This window comes from Alphaproteobacteria bacterium SS10, from assembly GCA_019192455.1.
Classification (GTDB): Bacteria; Pseudomonadota; Alphaproteobacteria; order TMED2; family TMED2; genus TMED2.
Genome location: JAHCML010000006.1, coordinates 1 through 20,679 on the forward strand (window position 1 = coordinate 1; position 20,679 = coordinate 20,679).

Genomic DNA, 20,679 nt, shown 5'->3' on the forward strand with positions numbered 1-20,679 from the left:
ACCGACGGGACCGAATTTAAGACCAAGAGCACCTATGGTGAGCCAGGTGCCACCTTGCGTCTCGACATTGATCGCACCACCCACCCAGCATGGGTCGGCGGTAGCCAGCGCGCACGGGAAGGTGGCCAGCTGGCCAAGTTCCGCGATCGTTTTGCTGGTTTTGGTCTGGAAACCTAATAGGTTCCAGGGCTTACGCCCGCATTTCTTGATCAAGCCGTGAAATGCGCAGATAGAGCGCGCGGCTGCGATCCATCAAATTGGCCAGGCGGTCTGGGGTGAAGTCCCGGTCCGCCTGTTCTCTTTCCAGGGTATCGGCATCGCCGCCGGGCATCGCCCCATCGGTGGGCAGGGCATATTCCTCACTCTGCAGCGCCTCGGCCGGGATTTCACCGGCGGCCACCGCCTTACTCGCCATTAGCCAGGCCATTATCTGGGTCAACCGTGCCGTTACCTGCATAGTGTAATGGCTCAACCGCAGCCGCTGCTCTGGCTTAAGGTCACTACCCAACTCCCGATAACTCTTCGCGAAGTCTTTCGCATCGAGAAGCATCTCCATCGCCTCATCATAGGCGCTGTCGAGGGGCAGCATGCTTGCCGCTGCTGGTTGATCTGTATCCGCCATGAAGGCTCCTTCCGCACAGCTTACCCGGGGCGTTGGTTGGGCCTGTTCTGATCACAAATGATCGGGCCAAAGATTGCGCCCAGCCTACGATGGCCAAACGGTGATTGATAGCGTGGCAACGGTTAAGGATCCCGAAATTCAAGGCCGCAAAAGGCCAACCGGGTTTCATGGGCCCACCCTTGAAAAGCCAAAAATCCTCACTTTATCTAGCGTGTAGGCGATGCCGCTTAGCGGGTCGTGACTACACACCAAATGACCGGTGCCGAATGGTCGGGCCGGCCTTAAAACTTTGCTTCTTATGAAGGAGGTTACCCATGCGTACCTACGATCTATCCCCCCTATTCCGTTCCACCGTTGGATTCGACCGGCTCAACCGCATGCTGGAAAGCGCGGCTGGCCTTGATGAGGCCCCATCCTACCCCCCCTACAACATTGAGCGGCTGGGTGAGAATGATTACCGGATCACCATGGCGGTCGCTGGCTTTGGCCGCGACGACATCGACATCACGGTGAAAGAGCATTCCCTGACTGTCACCGGCAAAGGGAAGAACACCGGCAATTCTGACGGCGTTACCTACCTACATCGCGGCATTGCGAACCGTTCGTTTGAGCGGCGGTTTGACCTCGCCGAGCATATTGAGGTGGTCGATGCCGACCTTACCGATGGCATGCTGAACATCACGCTTCAGCGTGTGGTGCCAGAGGCGCTGAAGCCTCGCACTATTGAGATCAAAACCGACACCCCACAAAAGGTGCTCGACAATGATGGCGGCAAAAAAGCTGCCTAATCATCGATAAGCTAGAGACAGAAACGCCCGGGTCATGCCCGGGCGTTTTTCGTTGATCTCATGCCGTCGACTATCAGGCCACGAGCCCATCGATCATGGCGTCCAGGGTGTCATCTGGTGCCTCAATCATGACCATATGGCCGATACCTTGAAGCGTGGTGACCTTGGCCCCGCCAGGCACAGCTTCCATCGCTTTCGCCAGTTTCTGCCCTGCGCGGGCCGGGGTCATCTTGTCCTCAGTGCCTAGAACCAGGAAAGCGGGCTGGCTAACCGCCGCTGCCTTATCCATGCCACCTGAAAAATCGTTGCAGGCTTTGAGGTCGTGATAGAGCACCCCGGAAGAGGCACCGATAGTGTTCTGCATCAGACGCTGACCACCGCCCAGCATCCATAGGCCGGGACCACGATGGCCACCGAACTGCCCCGGCGGGCCAAAGCCCCAACCGGTGACCATATCGATCGCCTCTTGCTTATCCTCAGCCGCCGCATCTAAGAGCGCCTGGTTCACCGGCATATCCGCTGCCGTACCAACCAACCCAATTGCCGATACATGCTCTGGTTTCCGGGCTGCCAAATCCAGTGCGATGAGAGAGCCCATGGAGTGCCCAATCATGGCGCCCTGATCGATGCCAAGGGCCGCCATGGCACTAACAATCCAATCGCCCATCGCCTCAATCGAGGTTAATGCGGGCCCCTCACTCTTGCCATGCCCGGGCAGGTCCAGCGCCAGCACGTTGCGACCACGATGGGCAAAGTAGCGGGTCTGCAGCGCCCAAACGGAATGGTCCATGCCAGCACCGTGAATGAACACCACGGTTGGCTGCCCCTTCACAAGGTCACGACCGCCAGTGGCCGCGAAGGCCTGCTTGTTATCAACCTCAAACAACATGGCCGCTTACCCTTTCAACGCGGCGCGCAGGCCGTTCTTAAGGTCGGTGATGATGTCGTCTGCATCCTCAAGGCCCACGGATAGGCGGATCATCTCTTCACCGATACCGGCCTTCTGCAGCTGCTCTGGCCCCATCTGGCTATGGGTCGTGCTGGCCGGGTGAATGACCAGGGTCTTGGCATCGCCAACATTGGCCAGGTGGGAGACAAGCCGCAGCGCCTCAATAAACCGGCGACCGGCAGCACGGGCATCGCCATCAGCACCGGCCTGGATGCCAAAGCTGACCACCGAGCCCGCACCTTTCGGCAGCAGCTCTTGCGCCAGTTTGTGATCCGGGTGGTCAGGCATGGTTGGGTGCCAGACCCAGGCCACACCCTTCTCATCCGCCATCGCCTTGCTCAAAAACTCGATCACCTTAGCGGTATTGGATTGGTGGCGTTCCATTCGCACCGGCAAGGTCTCAATGCCTTGCAGCAGGGTGAAGGCCGCATGGGGGTTCAGCGCTGGGCCAATATCGCGGAGGCCCTCAGCACGGGCGCGCATGCAGAATGCCTGGGGTCCAAACTCTTCCCAGAAATTGAGGCCGTGATAGCCGGCGTAGGGCTCGGTCAGGGTTGGGAACTTACCGCTCGCCCCCCAATCAAAGGTACCACCATCAACCAGCGCACCACCCATGGAGACGCCATGGCCACCCATCCATTTAGTCAGCGAGTGAACCACTAAATCAGCCCCCAGCGAGATTGGTCGCTGCAGGTAAGGCGTCACAAAGGTTGCATCGACCATCAGCGGAAGGCCGGCATCATGGGCAACTTCTGACAGGGTCGGGATGTTACTAACCTCGAGCCCCGGGTTACCGATAGATTCCGTGTAGACTAATCGCGTCTCTGGCTTAATCGCCGCCTTAAAGCCCTCAATATCATGGGGGTGGACGAAGGTGGTCGTGATGCCAAAGCGGGGCAGCGTGTGGGTAAAGAGGTTATGCGTCCCACCGTAGAGCGCATGGGATGACACGATGTGCCCTCCCTGGCCCATCAGGGTCATGATGCCAAGGAACAGGGCGGCGTGACCCGTCGCAGTACAGACCGCACCAACACCGTGATCTAGGGCGGCAACACGTTCTTCCAACACTGCAACGGTCGGGTTTGAGATGCGGGAATAGATGTGGCCAGCACGCTCAAGATTGAACAAGGCCGCGGCATGATCCGCATCCCGGAACACATAAGAGGCGGTCTCATAAATCGGGACGGCGCGTGCACCATGCACCGGGTCTGGGCGCTGGCCCGCATGCAGGCTCAGTGTCTCCATTTTGAGGAATTGGTTGGCGGTCATTGGAACCCCACTCTTGGCTTGTTCGATGTTGCCCGCACGCTAGGCGGCAGGGGGCAACAGCGTCAAGCACAGACCAGCGAAACCAACCTGGGGACCATGCAGCGAACGTCAGAGGGGGTAGGACGACGCACCATGATCCTTGGGGGTGCAGGAGGGGGGATAATGCCAACCACGGCGCGTCGTCTGATCACAGGCTAAGACGCAACCCATTGATGATTGGTAAATCACCACACGAAAAAGGCCGGAATGTAAGGCTGGGGTACTCAGCGGGCCGTTTGAGTGCCTTGTCTAGGCAGCGCCGATCTGCTCATGCGGCGGACCAAAGGATTGGAAGCGGAGGCGTCGCTCATCCTCATTGTCTTCCGGTGGGTTGTCCCGCAGCTCTTCATACTCAGCCAGGGTGGTCTTATGACCCGACCATTGCTGGTCATCCAAGACGGGGAGGTCATCCGTTGCCACGGCCAGCTGAGGCGCCAAGGTGTTAAAGAGGCGGAAGACAGCCGCATAGCAAAGTTTCGCCATATCATAGCGATCGGCACCGGCCGGTACCTCAAAACGCTCAACGCCGATAATCGGCCCTGCATCAACCAGCGCCTCAACCTTATGCGAGGTCGCACCAAACCACCGGGCCTTACGATAAACACCCCAAGCCTCTGGATAGCGGCCAGGGAAATTTGGTGGGCCGGGGTGGAAGTTGTAGGCGGTCTTCTTGAACTTATTCAGCAGGTCACGCTTGATAATCACACCGGTGGTGAAAGCAATCACCCGTGCCTCATAACCCGTCTGCTTAGAGAGATGCTCAAGCTCTTCATGAGTCTCGGCATGGTGCAGCTTAACCTTTGGGTTCAGCTTGGCCAGATGGTTTGCCAGCGCTTTGTATTCGCGGCTGCCGGTGAGGAGGATGATATCGGTCAACATGATGCCGCTAGCAACCATATCCGTATCCCGGGTTCAACCGAGAAACCGATAATGGTGTCGACTTTCTGATAACGGTTTATGGAAGCGCGCGGCGTTGGACCGGTGCTTCTTCACCTGGGGCGACAGGCTCGGCCCCGTTCTCGCCCAACCGAACTGTGGGCAAACGTTTCGGCTGATCACCCAGTGCTTCAGCAGCAGCGCCGCGCAGGCGGCCCCAACGATCATTATCGTTGCCGTTCTGATCAGGCTCGCCGCCCTCATTCGGGCCCATAACCAGCTTGGATCGGCCAAGATGCTCAATCGGGTTAGCCCAGTTGGCTTCCCAGGTGCTCTTCTTCCCGACCTGCGGCGCATCTTCCTGCAGCCAAGCATCAGCAGCGCGGCGGCCCAACATCTTGAGATCTTTTAAGAAGCTAGGGCCCGTATTGCTCTTCGCTGTACGGCTGTACCGGCGCATTTGTTCGGCATCAATGATGCGGTGCATGCGTTGTGGGCGCACATCTTTCGTGGGCTTCAACATGCCGGCATCAAACAAGTGATTCAGCTGCTCAATGGCGCGTAGCTCGGCAACCAGCGCCGAGTTGAACATCAGCCTGTTTGCCGTATTCGCAATATCGCTTTTGCTGGTTGGTTTATCATCCAACCGGAACGAATTGATCTGAACTAAGACAATATCGTCGGTGTCATCAAAACGGAGCGCTTCCAGGGGTGGGTTAACCATGTACCCGCCATCCCAGAAATACTCGCCGTTGATCTCAACGGGATGGAAAACGTCAGGCAAGGTTGCCGACGCCATAACCGCATCAACGGAAATTTCATCCCCGTGGAAAACCTTTGGCTTGCCCTTGGTGACATTGGTGGCACCAACGAAAAGCCGGTCGCTTCCCTCTTTGCTCAAAGCATCGCGAAGCACATCGAAATCGATCGTGTCTTCCAGCAAGTCGCGAAGCGGGTTTTGGTTCAGCGGGTTGAACTGTTGGGGTGACAGCACGCCCTGCCACATCTCAATCCATTGATGGACCGGGTTGTGATCCAGATCCGGGCTGCCCGTTAGTTGGGTTGAGATCTCATGCAGCGTGCTGAGAATGTTGCGCCGGGACACGCCCGTCCAGAAATCGTCGAGAAGCTTGCGCGTCCCCTCTGGGCCTAGAGTTTCAAGCCCGTAGACCAGAACCGCGGCGTTCATGGCGCCTGCGCTGGTGCCACTAACGGATTTGATATTGATCTCGCCGTTTATCTGCGCTTCCAGCAGGCGATCAATCACCCCCCAGGTGAAGGCACCATGGGAGCCACCGCCCTGCAGTGCGAGGTTTACGTCGCGCGCTGTGCTTGGCTTATCGGCGATCGCCTTGCGGACTGTCTTGCGCTTCATGCGCGCACCCCGCCTGTCGCGGGCTGGTTGATGCCGGATGGCTCAACTGAGATTCCTGGTGCGCCAATAGCCACTGGGTGGGCTTCCTTGCGGATCCGCGTTTCCTCCAACATCCAAATCAGCGCGAGATCGAACGCGATAAGGATGGTCTGCCAGGCCGGTTATTTTTTTGTGGGGGTAGGCCCGGGCCGACAGTCCCTACAACCTATCGGGCTAAGATGAAAGAGCGCATGATCAAGCCCAGCAATCACGCAAAAATGTGAACAAAGGCGAGGGCCAAATCAGCTTTTGAAAAAGGCGTCGGCCGCTGATTTTTGCGAGCGTTTCTTGGTGATCTCTGCCTCCAGCCGCTCAATCTCAGCCTTGAACTCTTCAACCATCTCTTCCAACTCACCGACTGAGACGGTGTCTAACGGCATGCCAACGGTGAGGGTTGGCTTCGGCTTTGGCGGTTCATCCCAGCTCATGGATCGCGAGTCCTGTTGTTCATATTGGTCATCTGACGTCGAGAAACTTGATCTTATCGTCGTAGATGTCGATAACAACCGCCATCCATGACAGCTCAACCAAGCGCTGTTTTAGCGTAAGCCGGTGGCACCCCCGCCGGCGGCCCTGGAATTTGAAGGAATGACAGCAATGTCCAAACCACTTATGCCGAAAGCGACGGCCGTTTGGCTGGTCGACAATACGACCCTGACCTTTGATCAGGTTGCGGCATTCTGTGAGCTACACCCGCTGGAAGTGCAGGCCATCGCCGATGGTGATGTGGCCGGTGGCATTAACGGCGCCGACCCAATTGCCAATGGCACCCTGACCGCTGAAGAGATTAAGCGCTGTGAGGAAGATCGCGCGAACCGCCTGGTGATTGCCAAGCGTGACCTGCCCAAGCCATCCAGCCGACCAAAGGGTCCGAAATACACCCCGGTTGCCAAGCGCGGTGATAAGCCCGATGGCATTGCCTGGTTGGTGAAATTCCACCCTGAGCTGAAGGACAGCCAGATCGGCCGCCTGATTGGCACCACCAAGCCAACGATCACCGCCGTTCGTGAGCGGACCCACTGGAACAGCCAGAACATCAAGCCACGCAATCCGGTTCTCCTAGGCCTTTGCACCCAGGCAGACATGGATAAAGAGGTGATCAAATCCGGTGGCAAGACGGATGCTGAGCAGCCACCAGAAGATAAGATCGATAACTATGTTGAGGATGTGCCGATCGATTACTAATCGGCACTTGGCCCCTAAACGGGCCTGAAAATTCGATCCAGAAAAGCAAATGGCCGGTCTCCGAACCGGCCATAGGCTTATCTAAACCTAGTCTTGAGCGATGCCCGTCAATGGGTCCCTAGCCGCTCTATCTCATCTTTAATTCGGAGCTTTTCGCGTTTTAGTCGACGGACCGTCGTGCTGTTTGGCCATGGGCGCTGTACTTCCGAGGATAGTTCCTGATCCACCACAGAGTGCCGTGACCGCAGAGTCTCGATCCGTTGAGCAATCGACATTACGCGCCTCCTTCTCGTTGTTGACGACAGTTTATTCTTGCTGGCGCGGACGCGCCTGGATGGCATTTGTTTCCCGCAAAGACCATCTTGCGAAATAGTATAGCTACAGATTGGGTATCGACGCCATATTCACAATGGCGACTCGGCTTTTCGCACCCGCGAAGGATTGGGGATAAGCTGTGGATGGAATCCAGGCGCAAGCAGCTGGACCGCTGCCTTAACAGGCGCAGATGCCCATTGCTGCACCGCCCAATACGACCGGGATTACAGCAAGATATAGCAAAAAATTAGCGGGACTGATTTAGCCAGTTTCGGCCAGTGGCTTTGATGGCGCCATATCACCCAGGCAGATACCAAGGCCACGGGCGGTCTGTACTAGGCCGCTTTCTGGGTCGACAGCTTGGTAATGGGCGATGGCATCTTCGATGGCCACATCTATCACCTGACGGTTTTGCCAAGCGACCATGCGGTCCTCTTTACCCTCGGCGATAAGGTCGACGGCGCGGGTACCAAAGGCACTGGCAATCATCCGATCCTGCCAGCTTGGCTGGCTGCCACGTTGAACGTGGCCGAGGACGGTAACCCGGGTCTCTGCGCCAGTAGCGGCGGCAATCTTCTCACCCAGATAATCACCGATGCCGCCCAGGCGACGCTCACCGCCGGTGTACTCGACTTCCAGCTTCTCGCCCTCAACGGTTTCAATCGCCTCAGACACGACAACCAGTGAGAAGTTCCGGCCACGCTGGCGGACTTGCGCGATCTTCTCGGCAATATGCTCAAGCTTGTATGGGATCTCTGGGATAAGGATCACATCTGCACCACCGGCGATACCGGCGGATAGGGCGATGTGACCGGCGTCACGGCCCATCACCTCAAGCACCATCACACGGTCGTGGCTGGCAGCGGTTGGCTGCAGACGGTCCATTGCTTCGGTCGCAACGGAAACTGCGGTATCGAAGCCAACGGAAACTTCCGTCAGGCCAAGATCGTTATCAATGGTCTTTGGAATACCAATCAGCTTAATGCCACCTTGCTGGGCCAGCTGACGCAGGATGGCGAGGCTACCATCGCCACCGATGCCAATCAGGCTATCGAGGCCAAGCTCTTTAAAGCCCTCAATGATCTCACCAGAACGGTCCTTCTTGCTGCCATCAGGCATTGGGAAGGCAAAAGGGTTACCCTTGTTGGTGGTGCCGAGAATGGTCCCACCGAGGCGCATAACATGGCCATCAAAGTCACGGATGTTCAGGTTCTCATGCCGCGTTGGGCGGTCGAGGAGGCCGGCGGTGCCGTTATGAAGGCCAATCACATCCCAACCATAATGGTAGGCGCGATACACCACGGCGCGGATCACCGCGTTCAAACCGGCGCAATCGCCACCACTGGTCAAAATTCCGATGCGTTTCGGGGCCGACATCTTGTTGCTTTCCTCGATTAATATTAGGCAAGCGCATTGTTAAACACTGCCGCTTTAGACTGGGCAGAGGGCGCGCCGCTTGGCTTGTAAGAGGGCGAGCCGGATGGGTCAACTGCCGAATGGCTTGATGGCCCCAAGGTTTAGCAGAACTGTTTCTGGCGTTTCGGCCGATTTTTCACTATATACCGGGCACCCTTTTTTAGAGCGCATCATGACCCACCTAACGCCAATCGACACCACGGACGAGCAGGACAAAGTCCATGCCCGCCTCGAGGAACTACGGTCTGAGCACCGCGACCTCGATGATGTGATTGAGCAGCTGAGCGCGGAAGGGCCGTTCAACCAGCTACAAATCCAGCGGCTTAAGAAGCGCAAGCTGATGCTGCGTGATCTGATCGCCCGCCTGGAAGATAGCCTCGTCCCGGACATTATTGCGTGACATCCGACAATCTGAATCGCGATCCGGTGCCCTCCCCCGACGGCGCGCCGCAGATCGGTATTATTATGGGCAGCCAATCCGATTGGCCGACCATGCGTGCCGCCGCCCTCTCACTCGCTGAGCTGGGTGTGCCGTTTGAAACGCGGGTCGTGTCAGCCCACCGCACCCCTGACCGTATGTTCGACTACGCCAAAAGCGCGAAGGAACGCGGCCTGCAGGTGATCATTGCCGGTGCGGGTGGCGCCGCCCACCTGCCAGGCATGGTGGCCAGCATGACTACCCTGCCCGTCTTTGGCGTGCCGGTGGAGAGCAAGGCTCTCAGCGGCCTCGACAGCCTGTTATCAATCGTTCAGATGCCCGGTGGCATTCCGGTTGGCACCCTGGCCATTGGTACAGCAGGCGCCAAGAATGCGGGCCTTTTGGCAGCATCAGTGGTCGCACTCAATGATGAGGCGGTCGCCGCCAAGCTTGAGCAGCATCGCGCCGCCCAGACCGCCAGCGTCGGCGACGATCCAGCGGGCTAAACCCATGGCCAACACAATGGGGCACAAGCATCTAGCCCCCAATTCAACCATTGGCATTCTAGGCGGTGGCCAGCTGGGCCGTATGGCTGCCCTAGCCGCGGCCAATCTTGGTTACCGCTGCCATATCTTCACGCCTGAGGCTGATAGCCCAGCCGCCCAAGTCTCAGCCGCTGCGACGGTTGCCAGCTTCGATGACCACAATGCGCTAACCGCCTTTGCCCAGGCGGTCGACGTGGTGACACTTGAGTTTGAGAACGTGCCACCGGCAGCGGTTGAATTTCTGGCCCGCACAACACCGGTTCGCCCAGGCGCCGATATCCTCCGCCTAGCCCAGCATCGGGCGCTTGAGAAAACTGCGGCTGTTGAGCATGGCCTGACCCCCGTACCATGGAAGCCAGTCACAAGCCTGGCCGAGCTTGAAGCCGCACTGACCGATATCGGTGCACCGGCGGTCCTAAAGACCTCCCGCCTCGGCTATGACGGTAAGGGACAGCGGATGATTGAGACCGCTGAACAGGCCGCTGACGCTTGGCAGGCACTCAACACCGATGATGCTGTGTTGGAGAAACGGATCGATCTTGCCGGTGAGATCTCTGTCATCACTGTCCGTGGCCTCGATGGGACGGTGCTCGCCTACCCGCCTGGTGAGAACATTCACAAAGACCATATCCTGGACACAACCCGGGTCCCGGCACAGATCCCAGATGCGCTGGTAAGCAAGGCAACTGAAGATGCCAAGGCCCTGGCTGATGCCCTCGGCTACATCGGCGTTTTGGGTGTTGAGTTCTTCATCGCCCAGGATGGGTCGCTATACTTCAACGAAATGGCGCCACGCCCTCATAACTCGGGCCACTGGACCATGGATGCCGCCATTACCAGCCAGTTTGAACAGCAGGTTCGCGCGGTCGCCGGACTGCCCTTAGGGCCGGTTGATCAGCGCTGCCCGGTGATCATGGAAAACCTGGTCGGTGACCCCACCGAGCGGGCCGAGGCAGCAACGGCAGACCCACGCGGTAAACTGCACCTCTATGGCAAAGCCGAGGCGCGGGCCGGACGTAAGATGGGGCACATCAATTGGCTCGATTGCCAAACCGTACCGGACACGCCAGGCACGGAATAAGCGCCATGCGCACCGCCCGGCTGGGCAAGGGCGCAGGATTGCAATAAGATTTCGCAATGCAGCACATGAATGCAAACACGTTGAGCGGCCAAGATCCGGCCATTGCCGCCGAGATTGGCGAGACCCGCTCCGTCTGGATTTCAGACCTTCACCTTGGCACCAAAGGCGCCAAGGCTGAGGCCGTGCTGCAATTCCTTAACAACCTAGACGGGGTTGAGCGGCTTTATCTTGTCGGCGACATCGTTGATGGCTGGCAGTTGCGCAAGCGCTGGTATTGGCCAGAAAGCCATGAGGCCGTTATGGCGCGCATCCGCGATATGGCTACCGCCGGTACTGAGATTGTGTACCTGCCTGGCAATCACGACGATTACCTGCGTCGCTTCCAGCGTGACCCTAACGGGCTGTTGGTGGCCGATGAATACGTGCATGAGGCAGCCGATGGCCGCCGCTATCTGATCCTGCATGGTGATCAGTTCGACCTGATTGTCCGCTATGCCAAATGGCTCGCCCATCTTGGCGACCGCGCCTATGTCTTCCTGCTTTGGTTCAACCGTTGGTTTGAAACTGGGCGGCGACAGATGCAGGCCAGTGCCCGCTGGTCTCTCTCCGCTTATCTCAAAGGCCAGGTGAAATCAGCCGTTGAGTATGTCAGTCGCTACCGCAAGGCGTTGAAGCTGATTGCCAAAGACCGGCAGGTCGATGGCGTGATCTGCGGCCACATCCACCGCCCTGAAATTCGCGATTTGGGCGGTGTCCTCTATTGCAATGACGGCGACTGGGTGGAAAGTTGCACCGCCCTGGTGGAACGCCCAGACGGCCAAATGGATCTAATCCGTTGGCATGAGGTGCTAAAACAAGCGGCAAAGCGTTCAGAGCAGCTCGCCGCGTAAACGCCGACCGGCAACACACTCGTTAGCACCAAGCATCTCTTAAAGGCCCCTGATCCCGTGCGTATCATCATCATCTCCGATGCCTGGCGACCGCAGGTCAATGGCGTGGTGCGCACGATTGAGCGCACCATCGATGTGATCGAAGCTGAGAGGCATGAAGTGCAGGTCATTGGCCCCAGTCTGTTTAAGACAATGCCAATGCCAACCTATCCTGAGATTAAGTTGGCGCTGTTCCCCTACCGCAAGCTTGCCCGCATGCTGCGCGACATGCCGCGCGCCTATACCAAGATCCATATCGCGACCGAGGGGCCGCTGGGCTGGGCGGCGCGCCGGTTCTGCCTGAAACACGGCGTGCCGTTCAGCACCGCCTATCACACCAAATTTCCTGAATATGTTGCCGCCCGCATTCCGGTGCCACTCGCCTGGACCTATGCGCTGGTCCGGCATTTTCACCGCGCCTCGGTCAGTGTCATGGTGGCGACGGACACTCTTTGGCGCACGCTGGAATCCTATCGCTTTAAGAATCTTAAGCGCTGGACCCGCGGCGTTGATACCGAGATGTTTCGCCCGCTACCGCCGGTGGATGGGTTGGACCTACCCCGTCCGATTGCGACCTATGTTGGCCGGGTGGCGGTTGAGAAGAATATCGAAGCCTTCCTCGATGCCGAGTTTGAGGGCAGCAAGCTCGTTGTGGGCGATGGCCCCGCGCTTGAAGATCTTAAGCGCCGCTACCCGGACATCACCTTTGTTGGCGCCAAACATGGTGAGGAACTGGCGCGCTACTACTCCATGGGCGATGTGTTCGTCTTTCCGTCCCTGACCGATACATTTGGCCTTGTCATGCTTGAAGCTCTGGCCTGCGGTGTGCCGGTGGCTGCCTTCCCCGTCACTGGCCCGTTAGACATCTTGAAAGACAGTGATGTGGCCGTCCTCAACGACGATTTAGCCCTTGCGATGCGCGAAGCACTGCCACTGGACAAACAAGCCTGCCGCGACTTTGCCATGGGATACTCCTGGGAGGCGGCGACGGCACAATTCCTGAGCAACCTTCCACCCGCCCAACCGATTGGTGAAGGCAGTCCATGACCGCACTTCTGTCCATCTATCGCGGTGCGACCAGTGCCAGCGCGCCAGCGCTGAACTGGCTGCTACGCCGTCGGGTGGCGAAGGGAAAGGAAGTGCCGACCCGGCTGAACGAACGCCGGGGCATTAGCGACAAGACAAGACCAGACGGCCCGCTACTCTGGTGTCATGGGGCCAGCGTTGGTGAGGCGTTATCGGCCCTACCCCTGCTGCACCGCCTTGCTGAGGCACACCCACAACTGACGCTATTGGTGACCACCACCACCGTGACATCAGCTCAACTGATGGCTGAACGGCTACCAACCAGCGCTATTCACCAGTTTGCCCCTTGGGACCACCCGACTTGGGTCGCCCGCTTCATGGATCACTGGCAACCCGATGCCGTGTTGTGGCTGGAGTCAGAGCTCTGGCCAAACGCACTAGCCGCGATCAAGGCGCGGCAAACGCCGGCCATGCTGCTGAACGCGCGGATATCTGACCGCTCATTCTCCCGGTGGCAGTACCTATCGGGCACGGCATCAGAGATGTTGAGCAGCTTTAAGGAATGCCTGCCCCAGTCCGATGCAGATGGGCAGCGGCTAGAGGCGCTTGGGGCCCAATCAGTATCCAGCCTGGGCAACCTCAAATTCGGCGCCCCGCCATTGCCCGTTGATATGGCCGCACTGGACGCCATGCGCGGGGCGATTGGTGGGCGAACCATCTGGCTTGCGGCCTCAACCCACCCAGGGGAGGAAGAGGCGGTCATCGCCGCGCACAAACAGCTGGCGAAGAAGCATAGCGATATCCTGACAATCCTGGCCCCCAGACACCCACAACGTGGTGGTGAGATTGCCAACCTTGTTCAACGCTCCGGTTTGACCGTTGCCCAACGCAGCACCGGCGCCCTCCCCCAACAAGACACTGGTATCTACCTCACCGATACGCTGGGCGAGATGGGCACGCTGTTCACCCTATGCCCTGTCGTGTTTATGGGCGGGTCCCTGGTTCCCATTGGTGGCCACAACCCGATTGAGCCAGCGCTGTTTGGCTGCGCCGTTCTACACGGCCCGCATATGGAGAACTTCCGCGCAATCCGCGATGCAATGGCGAACGCCGATGCCGTGGAGGCCGTGGCCAACGACACCGCGCTTGGTAACAGCCTGGCTGCCCTCCTAGACAATCCCCAGGCCGTCGCCGATCTCGGCAAGCGCGCCAAGTCGATGGCACAGGATGAGGCCACCGTACTTGACCGGGTTGAGGCCCGCGTCACCTCAATGCTTGCCCCATTGCTGCTGAAGACGGCGGCAGCATGAGCCTGACCACCCCATCCTTCTGGTACGCACCACCTGGCCTGCTAAGCACCTGCCTGGCCCCTTTGGGTTGGATGTATGCCAGCGTGACCGCACATCGACTGAAGCGCCCAGCACAGCGCCTAAGCGTCCCGGTTATCTGCGTTGGTAACCTAACCGCCGGTGGCGGTGGGAAAACGCCCCTCGCACGTTTTGTGTATGGGCGGGCTAAGGCGTTGACGCCTGATGCGACGCCCCATTTCCTAAGCCGAGGCTATGGCGGCACCCTTCCCGGTCCAGTCCAGGTCAATACCGAGCGGCATACCGCCGATCAGGTGGGCGATGAACCACTACTGCTCGCAGAGAACGGCCCTTGTTGGGTCGCAAAGGACCGTCATGCCGGCGCGCAAGCGGCAATTGACGCAGGTGCCTCACTGATCATTCAAGATGACGGCATGCAAAGCCCAGTGCCGCCAAAGGATCGCACCCTGCTGACCGTAAAAGGCCATCGTGGTTTTGGAAATGGCCAGGCCATCCCGGCGGGCCCGCTGCGTGAGAGTATGGCGAAGGGTATAGCCCGAGCCGATGCCTTAATCTCAGTTGGTGAGCCGGAGCATTCAAGCTTACTTGGTCTGCAGCTGATGGTTGGCCAGTATCAGGCCGATCCTGACGCCATCGCTCGACTTCAAGAGGGACGCTGGGTCAGCCTTGCTGGCATCGCTGACCCGGCGAGCTTTGCCAACCTACTTACGAGCCAAGGTGTCGATATTGTTGATCGGATCGAATTGGCAGATCACGCGCCACTCTCCGATGCCGATATGACGGCCTATGCCAAGCGCGCTAGCGAACAAAATGCCAAGCTGGTGGTGACCGAGAAGGATTGGGTACGCCTAAGCCCCGAATGGCGGGCACAGGTTAAGCATCTACCAATCTCTTTGGTTTTTGATGATGAGGCCTGCCTCGATCACCTGCTGAAGCCCCTACTATCTCCAGCGATGGAGGCTCAGCATGGCACGTGATGGCAGACGCCCTGTAACACCAGTTGAGCGGTGGGTGACCTACCCCCTGCAGGCAATTCCTGTTTATCTGCTGTTCGGCTTTTTCTGGTTATTGCCGACCGATTGGGCGTCTGCCCTTGGCAGTTGGCTGGGACGAAAGATTGGACCACGCCTGGGCGTCACCAAACGCGCACGTCGCAACCTGACACGCATGATGCCAGAGATTGAGGAGGCCGAGCGCGAGGCCATCATCCTCGGAATGTGGGATAATCTAGGCCGCACGGTTGCCGAATACCCGCATCTGAAACGCATCTGGGATCAGGCTGAAAGGCGGATCGAGCGGGTTGGTTTTGAGCATCTGAACAAGATTACTGAGAACGCAACCCAATGCGTCATGGTCTCTGGCCACCTAGCGAATTGGGAGGTGGCCCAGGTTGGGGCACGGCGCTACGGCATCGAACTCGGCTTCATCTATCGACGCCTCAACAACATCTACGTGAACCCGCTGCTACTGTGGCTACGTCGTCATGCCAGCCGCATCTTCTTCTTCAAAGGCGCAGAGGGCGGCAGGCAGGCCCTGGCCCATTTGAAGAAGGGCGGCAATCTCGCCCTGCTGATCGATCAGAAGCTGAATGAGGGCATCCCCGTACCCTTCTTTGGCGTGCCGGCGATGACCGCACCAGCGGTTGCCAGCTTCACCTTCAAGTTTGAGACCGCCCTGCTAATGATCCGGACTGAGCGGCTAGAGGGTTGCCGGTTTCGGGTAACCGTCATGCCACCGATTGAGCCAGAGGTCACCGGTGACCGGCAACACGACACGCTGGTCCTGATGACCGAGCTGAACGCACAGCTGGAAGAGTGGATTAAGGAGCGGCCAGAACAGTGGCTGTGGCTTCACAACCGCTGGCCCGCCGAGGCGTTTACGGAGCCGAAGGCATCAGTCCTCGACGGTGACACCGAAAAGGTCACAGAGGAAGCGTAGCTCACCGCTAAAGCCGCGACCGAGGGCGCGGAAGGACCACTTATTCTCGCCGCTGCGCAGGATCTCTCCAAACACAAAGGCCGTCTCGGTGGATGACTCCTCACGCAGGTCATAGCGCGCGATTTCTTTGTTGGTCTGGGTGTTAACAAGGCGCACGAATGAGGCGCTGACCATCCCAAAATTCTGTTCCCGCTCTTCAGCCTCATAGATTGAGACCGCGATGGCGAGCTTTTGCACATCTTCCGGGATCATGGAGAGGTTCACGTTCAGGAACTCATCATCCCCATCACCCACACCTGTCCGGTTATCCTGGGACAAGGTGATAGAACCGCATTCTGATTCCATCTGATTGTAGAAGATGATGTCGGCGCTGGAACGCACGCGGTTGCCCGGCCCAAGCATGAAGATTGAGGCATCGAGATCGATCTCTTGCCCCTTCTCATCACTCGCATCCCAACCGAGACCAACCAGCAGGTCATTCAGTTCGGGATCGGCATCTGCCAAATCAATTTGATCGCCGCGGCTTACCGAAACAACCATAGCTCACACTCTCAATACCGGCCCAAGATCGGCATCACTGCCCAATCTCACTTAAACAATGGTGGCGTGATCCACCAACTCCAACATCGGCAAATCATGGGGTTTATTGCCATAGCCCCAAATCTCATCAAAGGGGCCCTGTTTGGCAATCCATGCCTCAACCTGCCGCTTCTTTTCTTGGCGGACACAGTTACCACCATCAAGCCGCCCCGTCAGGTTGCCTTTACCATCAACGGCTAATTCCGTTCCAATCACGGTGATATCTGATCCAAAGCGATGGGCAACGAAGTGCTCGGCCGCCAAACGGGCGGCACCCGTTGCAACGAGGACGGTTACATCATCCTGCTTGTGCTTATTGAGCGCGTTCGGCGCCAGCTGCTTCCAGCGCAGCCTCGGCGCTACCCGTTGGGCCATCGAAACTGCGTAATCAACCGGTACGCCAGACAGGCAGGGGATTTGGAGCGCTTCTTTAAACACGGTTCGGCGATCGGCGCCCTTAGGGGCAGTAAAACGTGCCCAGCTTGCCTGGCGCAAAGCTCGCGCAAAACGAAGGCGCCCGGCAATACCAACCAACCAGGGCACCAGCGTATCGCCCTTGGTTAGCGTGTTATCGAGATCAAAAACCGCCAATTGGCGCGCCATGATGCCAATCCCTGGATGGCTGTGCCTTGTACTGTCTCTCTAGCCCAGACCCAACTAACCACCAACCGCCGGTTGGACTGCGGTTGTGTAGTACTCAGCCCCGATAAAGCTCAGATATCCGAGGAGCATCACGATGCCTAACAGGCGCGGTAGATGTTGGGTCACCAACACCCAGACCGAGAAGGCGACAGTGGTGCCGACCATCACATAGAGGCTCAGACCGAGCAGGTGTGGATCAACGGCAATAGGCGCGACCAGCGAGGTAATGCCGATGATGGAGAGGACGTTGAAGACGTTGGAGCCAACGATGTTGCCGAAAACCAGGTCCAGCTCTTTCTTACGGATCGCAACGATACAGGTCGCCAATTCCGGCAGGGACGTACCGAACGCGACGACGGTCAGGGCAACCACAGATTCAGGTACGCCAATCGCGTTTGCGGAGACAATGGTACCGCGCACCAGCATCTCGGAGCCCAGGCTGACCCCAACCAAACCGAGGAACAGCGCCATCATACAGGCGCGCATATTGGGGAAATCCGCCTCATCCACCTCTTCCGGTGGCGGCAGCTTATTCTTCTGGGCCTCAACATACTGATAGATCACATAGCCGATCAGAGCGGCCAGCATCAGCCCGCCCTGCAGTCGGGTGATTAGGCCAGTAAACATCGCAATGACCAGCACCGCCGTTGCCAGCAGCATGACCACGATGTCCCGTGTGACCTCACTCCGCTTAACGGTCAGGGGGGCCAAAACGGCGGTTACGCCCAGGATAAGCAAGATATTGGCGATGTTTGAGCCGACCACATTACCGATAGCAATGCCGCCAAACCCCTTCAAATTCGCGTTTACCGAGACCAGCAGTTCAGGCAGCGACGTCCCGAAGGCAACGATGGTGAAACCCACCACCATCGGCGGAATGCCAAACTGCTTTGCGATGTAGATTGAGCCATCGACAACGGCACCACCGCCCTTAACCAACAGGTAGATCCCTAAACCAATCGCCCCTGCCGACAAGAACAACAGATCGGCAAAGCTGAGAGAGATACTATCGGGCATCTAGGGTCCTATCTCATCGCGCCGCTGCGACGGACATCCGTGGCAGGCTATGGGCTGGCGATGTGGTGTGTGGAAGAGTTCGTCGAGGAAACGACCGGCACAACATAATGTGGTGCCGTTAGTCCTTGCTGCCAATCTCCCAGCGGAGACCGAATCCATAATGCTCATCCAGATCCTTATGGGTCCGGAAATACTGGTTCAGCTTCTTCACTTCGAACGCGTTGTTCTTGTTCTCAAGCATGGCGATGGCGCACATGCCCCGATCACTCCGCGCATTCTCAAGCTCAACCATGATCGGCTCTTGGCTAGGGACCAGAACTTGGGCCAGGCAGTCGATCAACGACCAGTTCGGCACGCCGTCATAAATATAGGCAAAGATGCAAACCCGCTTGATATCGGCCCAATGGTCGCCATTGATGCGGATCGTCTCACCAGCGGAGCCGCCGGTCCGATCATCCTTATCCAACTCGATATATGGCTCAGCACCGAAGGCGCCATACATGTCGCCAAGCGCCTGAATGCAACCCAAATAGCCATCATTCAGTTCGAACAAGCAGCCCAAATCCAGGTCGATGTCAGAGCCCTTGCCCTTATCGGCCTTATCACTCCACATGAGTTTGACTTGAATTTCGCCAAAGGCACCGGCGGCACCCGATACGCTTACGCTTTGCCCTTGATCCAGGGTCGTGGTCATGGCGCGTCCATCGATTGTTAGAAAGCCGCCCGGGCGGATCGCCAGCGGTGCGGGATAGGTAAGACCCTGAAAGTTCTAGCAGTCACCGATATGCTTGTCATGCCTTCCCGTGCTGCACCGCAAGCATCGAAATAGGACAGCCAGTCGCAGGCAACGCAGCTAAGCCGTTTTGGTCATTGCCGTTTCCATGAAAGCGGCGCAGTCTCCGGCCCGATCAGCCATCGTAGATGCATTGCCGCCCAAGATGCCCCAGGGCCTGAAAGCCTACCTTCACTTTATCGCCAGCCACCCATCCTTGCTGGTTTTTGGGATGGCGATGACCTTCTGCTCCAGCTTTGGACAAACCTTCTTCATCAGCCTGTTCAATGAGCCCCTGCGCGAGGCGTTCAGTTTAAGCCATGGTGAGTTCGGCGCCATCTATCTCGCCGCCACCTGCCTAAGCGCCGCAACGATTATCTGGGCCGGATTGAAGGTCGATGATGTTGAGCTGCGCCGCTACACGACCATTGTCCTGCTGGGCTACACCGTGGCGGCGGTTTTGATGGCGACAGCGATCCATCCGATCATGCTGTTTATCGCCCTGTTCGGCCTTAGGCTGACTGGTCAGGGGCTGTTTGGGCATATCGCGACCGTGACCATGGCCCGTTATCTGGGCCCCAATCGCGGTAAGGGCCTCAGCGTTAGCGCCCTTGGCATGCCATTGGGGGAGGCATTTTGGCCGCCTGCCATCACGCTGCTACTGGTTAGTGCTGGCCTACATTGGCGTGCCAGCTGGTTGATGATCGCCGGATTTCTTGTGCTGATCATCCTGCCGGCAATCTGGCTGTTACTGCGGGGCCAGGGGCAACGTGATGCCGCCCTTGCCGCTGAACGCGCCGAGCAACCGAGTGAGGGCAAACGGATCAAGCAGAGCGAACTGATCCGTGATGGTCGGTTCATTGGCATCATGCCCTATATCCTGGCGCCACCCTTTATCCTGACCGGCATCTTCTTTCACCAACAGGCCCTGGCCACCGATCGCGGCTGGCCTCTCGCTGAGATGGCGGCCTTCTTTTCCCTCTACGCTGTGGGCTCCCTCAGCGCCTCACTCACCATTGGACCGATTGTCGATAAGCTTTCAGCCACCAAACTGGTGCCGATCACCTGCATCCCCTTGGCCCTGGGCATGACCATCTTTGCCAGTACGGATGCGAAGCTGGGCGGTGCCCTACTCTTCCTTTTGGCGGGCATCTCAACCGGGACGGCGATCCCGATCCTGAATGCCATGTGGGCAGAGGTTTACGGCCTTGCCGATTTGGGGGCCGTGCGGGCACTGGTCTCTGCCTTGATGGTGCTATCAACGGCAATTGCGCCGCCGATCTTTGGCATAGCTCTGGATTATGGCTATGGCGGCAGCGCGATTGTCGGCGGTGCCCTTGCCTATCTGGCCGGTGCTTACCTGCTAATGCTGACCCAATACCCAAGACTGAAGGCAGGTGCGGCCACCAGGGCTGCGAGTGCTTAAAGTAGCCAATACAGCAATCGATAAACCAAAGGCAAAAATCTATCTAATTTAGCCGCAAATATAGCACGCTTTACAAATGTTGCGCCGCGCCAATTACTAGGTCAA

24 protein-coding genes are annotated in these 20,679 nt (G+C 58.1%); 12 read left to right on the forward strand and 12 right to left on the reverse strand.

Translation table 11 applies throughout. From position 1 onward, the window contains the following. On the forward strand, window positions 1–177 hold a 177-nt coding region (gene rpmE / locus KI792_10070), incomplete at its 5' end, for a 50S ribosomal protein L31 (protein MBV6633358.1). A 13-nt stretch (window positions 178–190) separates the two neighbouring features. Here rpmE and KI792_10075 read toward each other — a convergent pair. Continuing rightward, window positions 191–622 carry a DUF1465 family protein gene (locus KI792_10075; protein ID MBV6633359.1) on the reverse strand — a complete coding sequence of 144 codons (432 nt, stop codon included), beginning with the start codon at window positions 620–622 and terminating at the stop codon, window positions 191–193. 314 nt (window positions 623–936) lie between these two features. On the opposite strand from KI792_10075, the gene KI792_10080 reads away from it, so the two are divergent. Beyond that, a complete protein-coding gene (locus tag KI792_10080; protein MBV6633360.1) occupies window positions 937–1,410 on the forward strand; it encodes an Hsp20 family protein in 474 nt (157 codons plus the stop codon). A 73-nt stretch (window positions 1,411–1,483) separates the two neighbouring features. On the opposite strand, the gene KI792_10085 is transcribed toward KI792_10080, so the two are convergent. The 5 genes from KI792_10085 to KI792_10105 all read right to left on the reverse strand — a co-directional run bounded on the left by KI792_10085 (window position 1,484) and on the right by KI792_10105 (window position 6,385). Then, the gene (locus KI792_10085; protein MBV6633361.1) at window positions 1,484–2,299 is read right to left on the reverse strand and encodes an alpha/beta hydrolase; all 816 of its coding nucleotides are present in this window, start codon (window positions 2,297–2,299) and stop codon (window positions 1,484–1,486) included. A gap of 6 nt (window positions 2,300–2,305) precedes the next feature. Then, window positions 2,306–3,628 (reverse strand): O-acetylhomoserine aminocarboxypropyltransferase, encoded by a 1,323-nt coding sequence (locus KI792_10090; protein ID MBV6633362.1) that lies wholly within the window; start codon window positions 3,626–3,628, stop codon window positions 2,306–2,308. A 288-nt stretch (window positions 3,629–3,916) separates the two neighbouring features. After that, a complete protein-coding gene (locus tag KI792_10095) occupies window positions 3,917–4,546 on the reverse strand; it encodes a hypothetical protein (protein ID MBV6633363.1) in 630 nt (209 codons plus the stop codon). A gap of 76 nt (window positions 4,547–4,622) precedes the next feature. After that, window positions 4,623–5,918 (reverse strand): patatin-like phospholipase family protein, encoded by a 1,296-nt coding sequence (locus KI792_10100; GenBank protein MBV6633364.1) that lies wholly within the window; start codon window positions 5,916–5,918, stop codon window positions 4,623–4,625. A gap of 281 nt (window positions 5,919–6,199) precedes the next feature. Further along, on the reverse strand, window positions 6,200–6,385 hold the full coding sequence (locus KI792_10105) for a DUF1192 domain-containing protein (protein ID MBV6633365.1): 186 nt from the start codon (window positions 6,383–6,385) through the stop codon (window positions 6,200–6,202). A 169-nt stretch (window positions 6,386–6,554) separates the two neighbouring features. Between KI792_10105 and KI792_10110 the strand changes: the two genes are divergently transcribed. Then, window positions 6,555–7,142 (forward strand): DUF1013 domain-containing protein, encoded by a 588-nt coding sequence (locus KI792_10110; GenBank protein MBV6633366.1) that lies wholly within the window; start codon window positions 6,555–6,557, stop codon window positions 7,140–7,142. A 107-nt stretch (window positions 7,143–7,249) separates the two neighbouring features. On the opposite strand, the gene KI792_10115 is transcribed toward KI792_10110, so the two are convergent. After that, window positions 7,250–7,417 (reverse strand): DUF465 domain-containing protein, encoded by a 168-nt coding sequence (locus KI792_10115; GenBank protein ID MBV6633367.1) that lies wholly within the window; start codon window positions 7,415–7,417, stop codon window positions 7,250–7,252. A gap of 301 nt (window positions 7,418–7,718) precedes the next feature. Further along, window positions 7,719–8,834: an ATP-dependent 6-phosphofructokinase gene (locus KI792_10120; GenBank protein ID MBV6633368.1), complete on the reverse strand. Its 1,116-nt coding sequence runs from the start codon at window positions 8,832–8,834 to the stop codon at window positions 7,719–7,721. 211 nt (window positions 8,835–9,045) lie between these two features. Between KI792_10120 and KI792_10125 the strand changes: the two genes are divergently transcribed. The 8 genes from KI792_10125 to KI792_10160 all read left to right on the forward strand — a co-directional run bounded on the left by KI792_10125 (window position 9,046) and on the right by KI792_10160 (window position 16,138). After that, complete coding sequence (locus KI792_10125; GenBank protein MBV6633369.1) at window positions 9,046–9,273, forward strand: DUF465 domain-containing protein; 228 nt, start codon at window positions 9,046–9,048, stop codon at window positions 9,271–9,273. 65 nt (window positions 9,274–9,338) lie between these two features. Next, window positions 9,339–9,797 carry a 5-(carboxyamino)imidazole ribonucleotide mutase gene (purE, locus tag KI792_10130; protein ID MBV6633370.1) on the forward strand — a complete coding sequence of 153 codons (459 nt, stop codon included), beginning with the start codon at window positions 9,339–9,341 and terminating at the stop codon, window positions 9,795–9,797. A gap of 16 nt (window positions 9,798–9,813) precedes the next feature. Beyond that, a complete protein-coding gene (locus KI792_10135; GenBank protein MBV6633371.1) occupies window positions 9,814–10,917 on the forward strand; it encodes a 5-(carboxyamino)imidazole ribonucleotide synthase in 1,104 nt (367 codons plus the stop codon). 65 nt (window positions 10,918–10,982) lie between these two features. Beyond that, on the forward strand, window positions 10,983–11,807 hold the full coding sequence (locus tag KI792_10140) for a UDP-2,3-diacylglucosamine diphosphatase (protein ID MBV6633372.1): 825 nt from the start codon (window positions 10,983–10,985) through the stop codon (window positions 11,805–11,807). 57 nt (window positions 11,808–11,864) lie between these two features. Further along, window positions 11,865–12,893: a glycosyltransferase family 1 protein gene (locus KI792_10145; GenBank protein ID MBV6633373.1), complete on the forward strand. Its 1,029-nt coding sequence runs from the start codon at window positions 11,865–11,867 to the stop codon at window positions 12,891–12,893. After that, window positions 12,890–14,182, forward strand: a complete 1,293-nt coding sequence (locus tag KI792_10150) for a 3-deoxy-D-manno-octulosonic acid transferase (GenBank protein MBV6633374.1) — start codon at window positions 12,890–12,892, stop codon at window positions 14,180–14,182. Before KI792_10145 ends, KI792_10150 begins: the two co-directional genes overlap by 4 nt. Window positions 14,183–14,184: 2 nt before the next feature. Next, window positions 14,185–15,177 carry a tetraacyldisaccharide 4'-kinase gene (gene lpxK, locus KI792_10155; GenBank protein MBV6633375.1) on the forward strand — a complete coding sequence of 331 codons (993 nt, stop codon included), beginning with the start codon at window positions 14,185–14,187 and terminating at the stop codon, window positions 15,175–15,177. Further along, a complete protein-coding gene (locus KI792_10160) occupies window positions 15,167–16,138 on the forward strand; it encodes a lauroyl acyltransferase (GenBank protein ID MBV6633376.1) in 972 nt (323 codons plus the stop codon). Before lpxK ends, KI792_10160 begins: the two co-directional genes overlap by 11 nt. On the opposite strand, the gene KI792_10165 is transcribed toward KI792_10160, so the two are convergent. The 4 genes from KI792_10165 to KI792_10180 all read right to left on the reverse strand — a co-directional run bounded on the left by KI792_10165 (window position 16,094) and on the right by KI792_10180 (window position 19,070). Beyond that, the gene (locus KI792_10165) at window positions 16,094–16,678 is read right to left on the reverse strand and encodes a TerD family protein (protein MBV6633377.1); all 585 of its coding nucleotides are present in this window, start codon (window positions 16,676–16,678) and stop codon (window positions 16,094–16,096) included. The genes KI792_10160 and KI792_10165 overlap by 45 nt on opposite strands. Window positions 16,679–16,729: 51 nt before the next feature. After that, window positions 16,730–17,320, reverse strand: a complete 591-nt coding sequence (locus tag KI792_10170; protein ID MBV6633378.1) for an HAD-IB family phosphatase — start codon at window positions 17,318–17,320, stop codon at window positions 16,730–16,732. A 54-nt stretch (window positions 17,321–17,374) separates the two neighbouring features. Then, window positions 17,375–18,376 carry a calcium/sodium antiporter gene (locus KI792_10175; GenBank protein MBV6633379.1) on the reverse strand — a complete coding sequence of 334 codons (1,002 nt, stop codon included), beginning with the start codon at window positions 18,374–18,376 and terminating at the stop codon, window positions 17,375–17,377. A gap of 118 nt (window positions 18,377–18,494) precedes the next feature. Beyond that, on the reverse strand, window positions 18,495–19,070 hold the full coding sequence (locus tag KI792_10180; protein MBV6633380.1) for a hypothetical protein: 576 nt from the start codon (window positions 19,068–19,070) through the stop codon (window positions 18,495–18,497). Between the two features lie 244 nt (window positions 19,071–19,314). Between KI792_10180 and KI792_10185 the strand changes: the two genes are divergently transcribed. Further along, window positions 19,315–20,574, forward strand: a complete 1,260-nt coding sequence (locus KI792_10185) for an MFS transporter (protein ID MBV6633381.1) — start codon at window positions 19,315–19,317, stop codon at window positions 20,572–20,574. The last annotated feature ends 105 nt before the right edge of the window (window positions 20,575–20,679 follow it).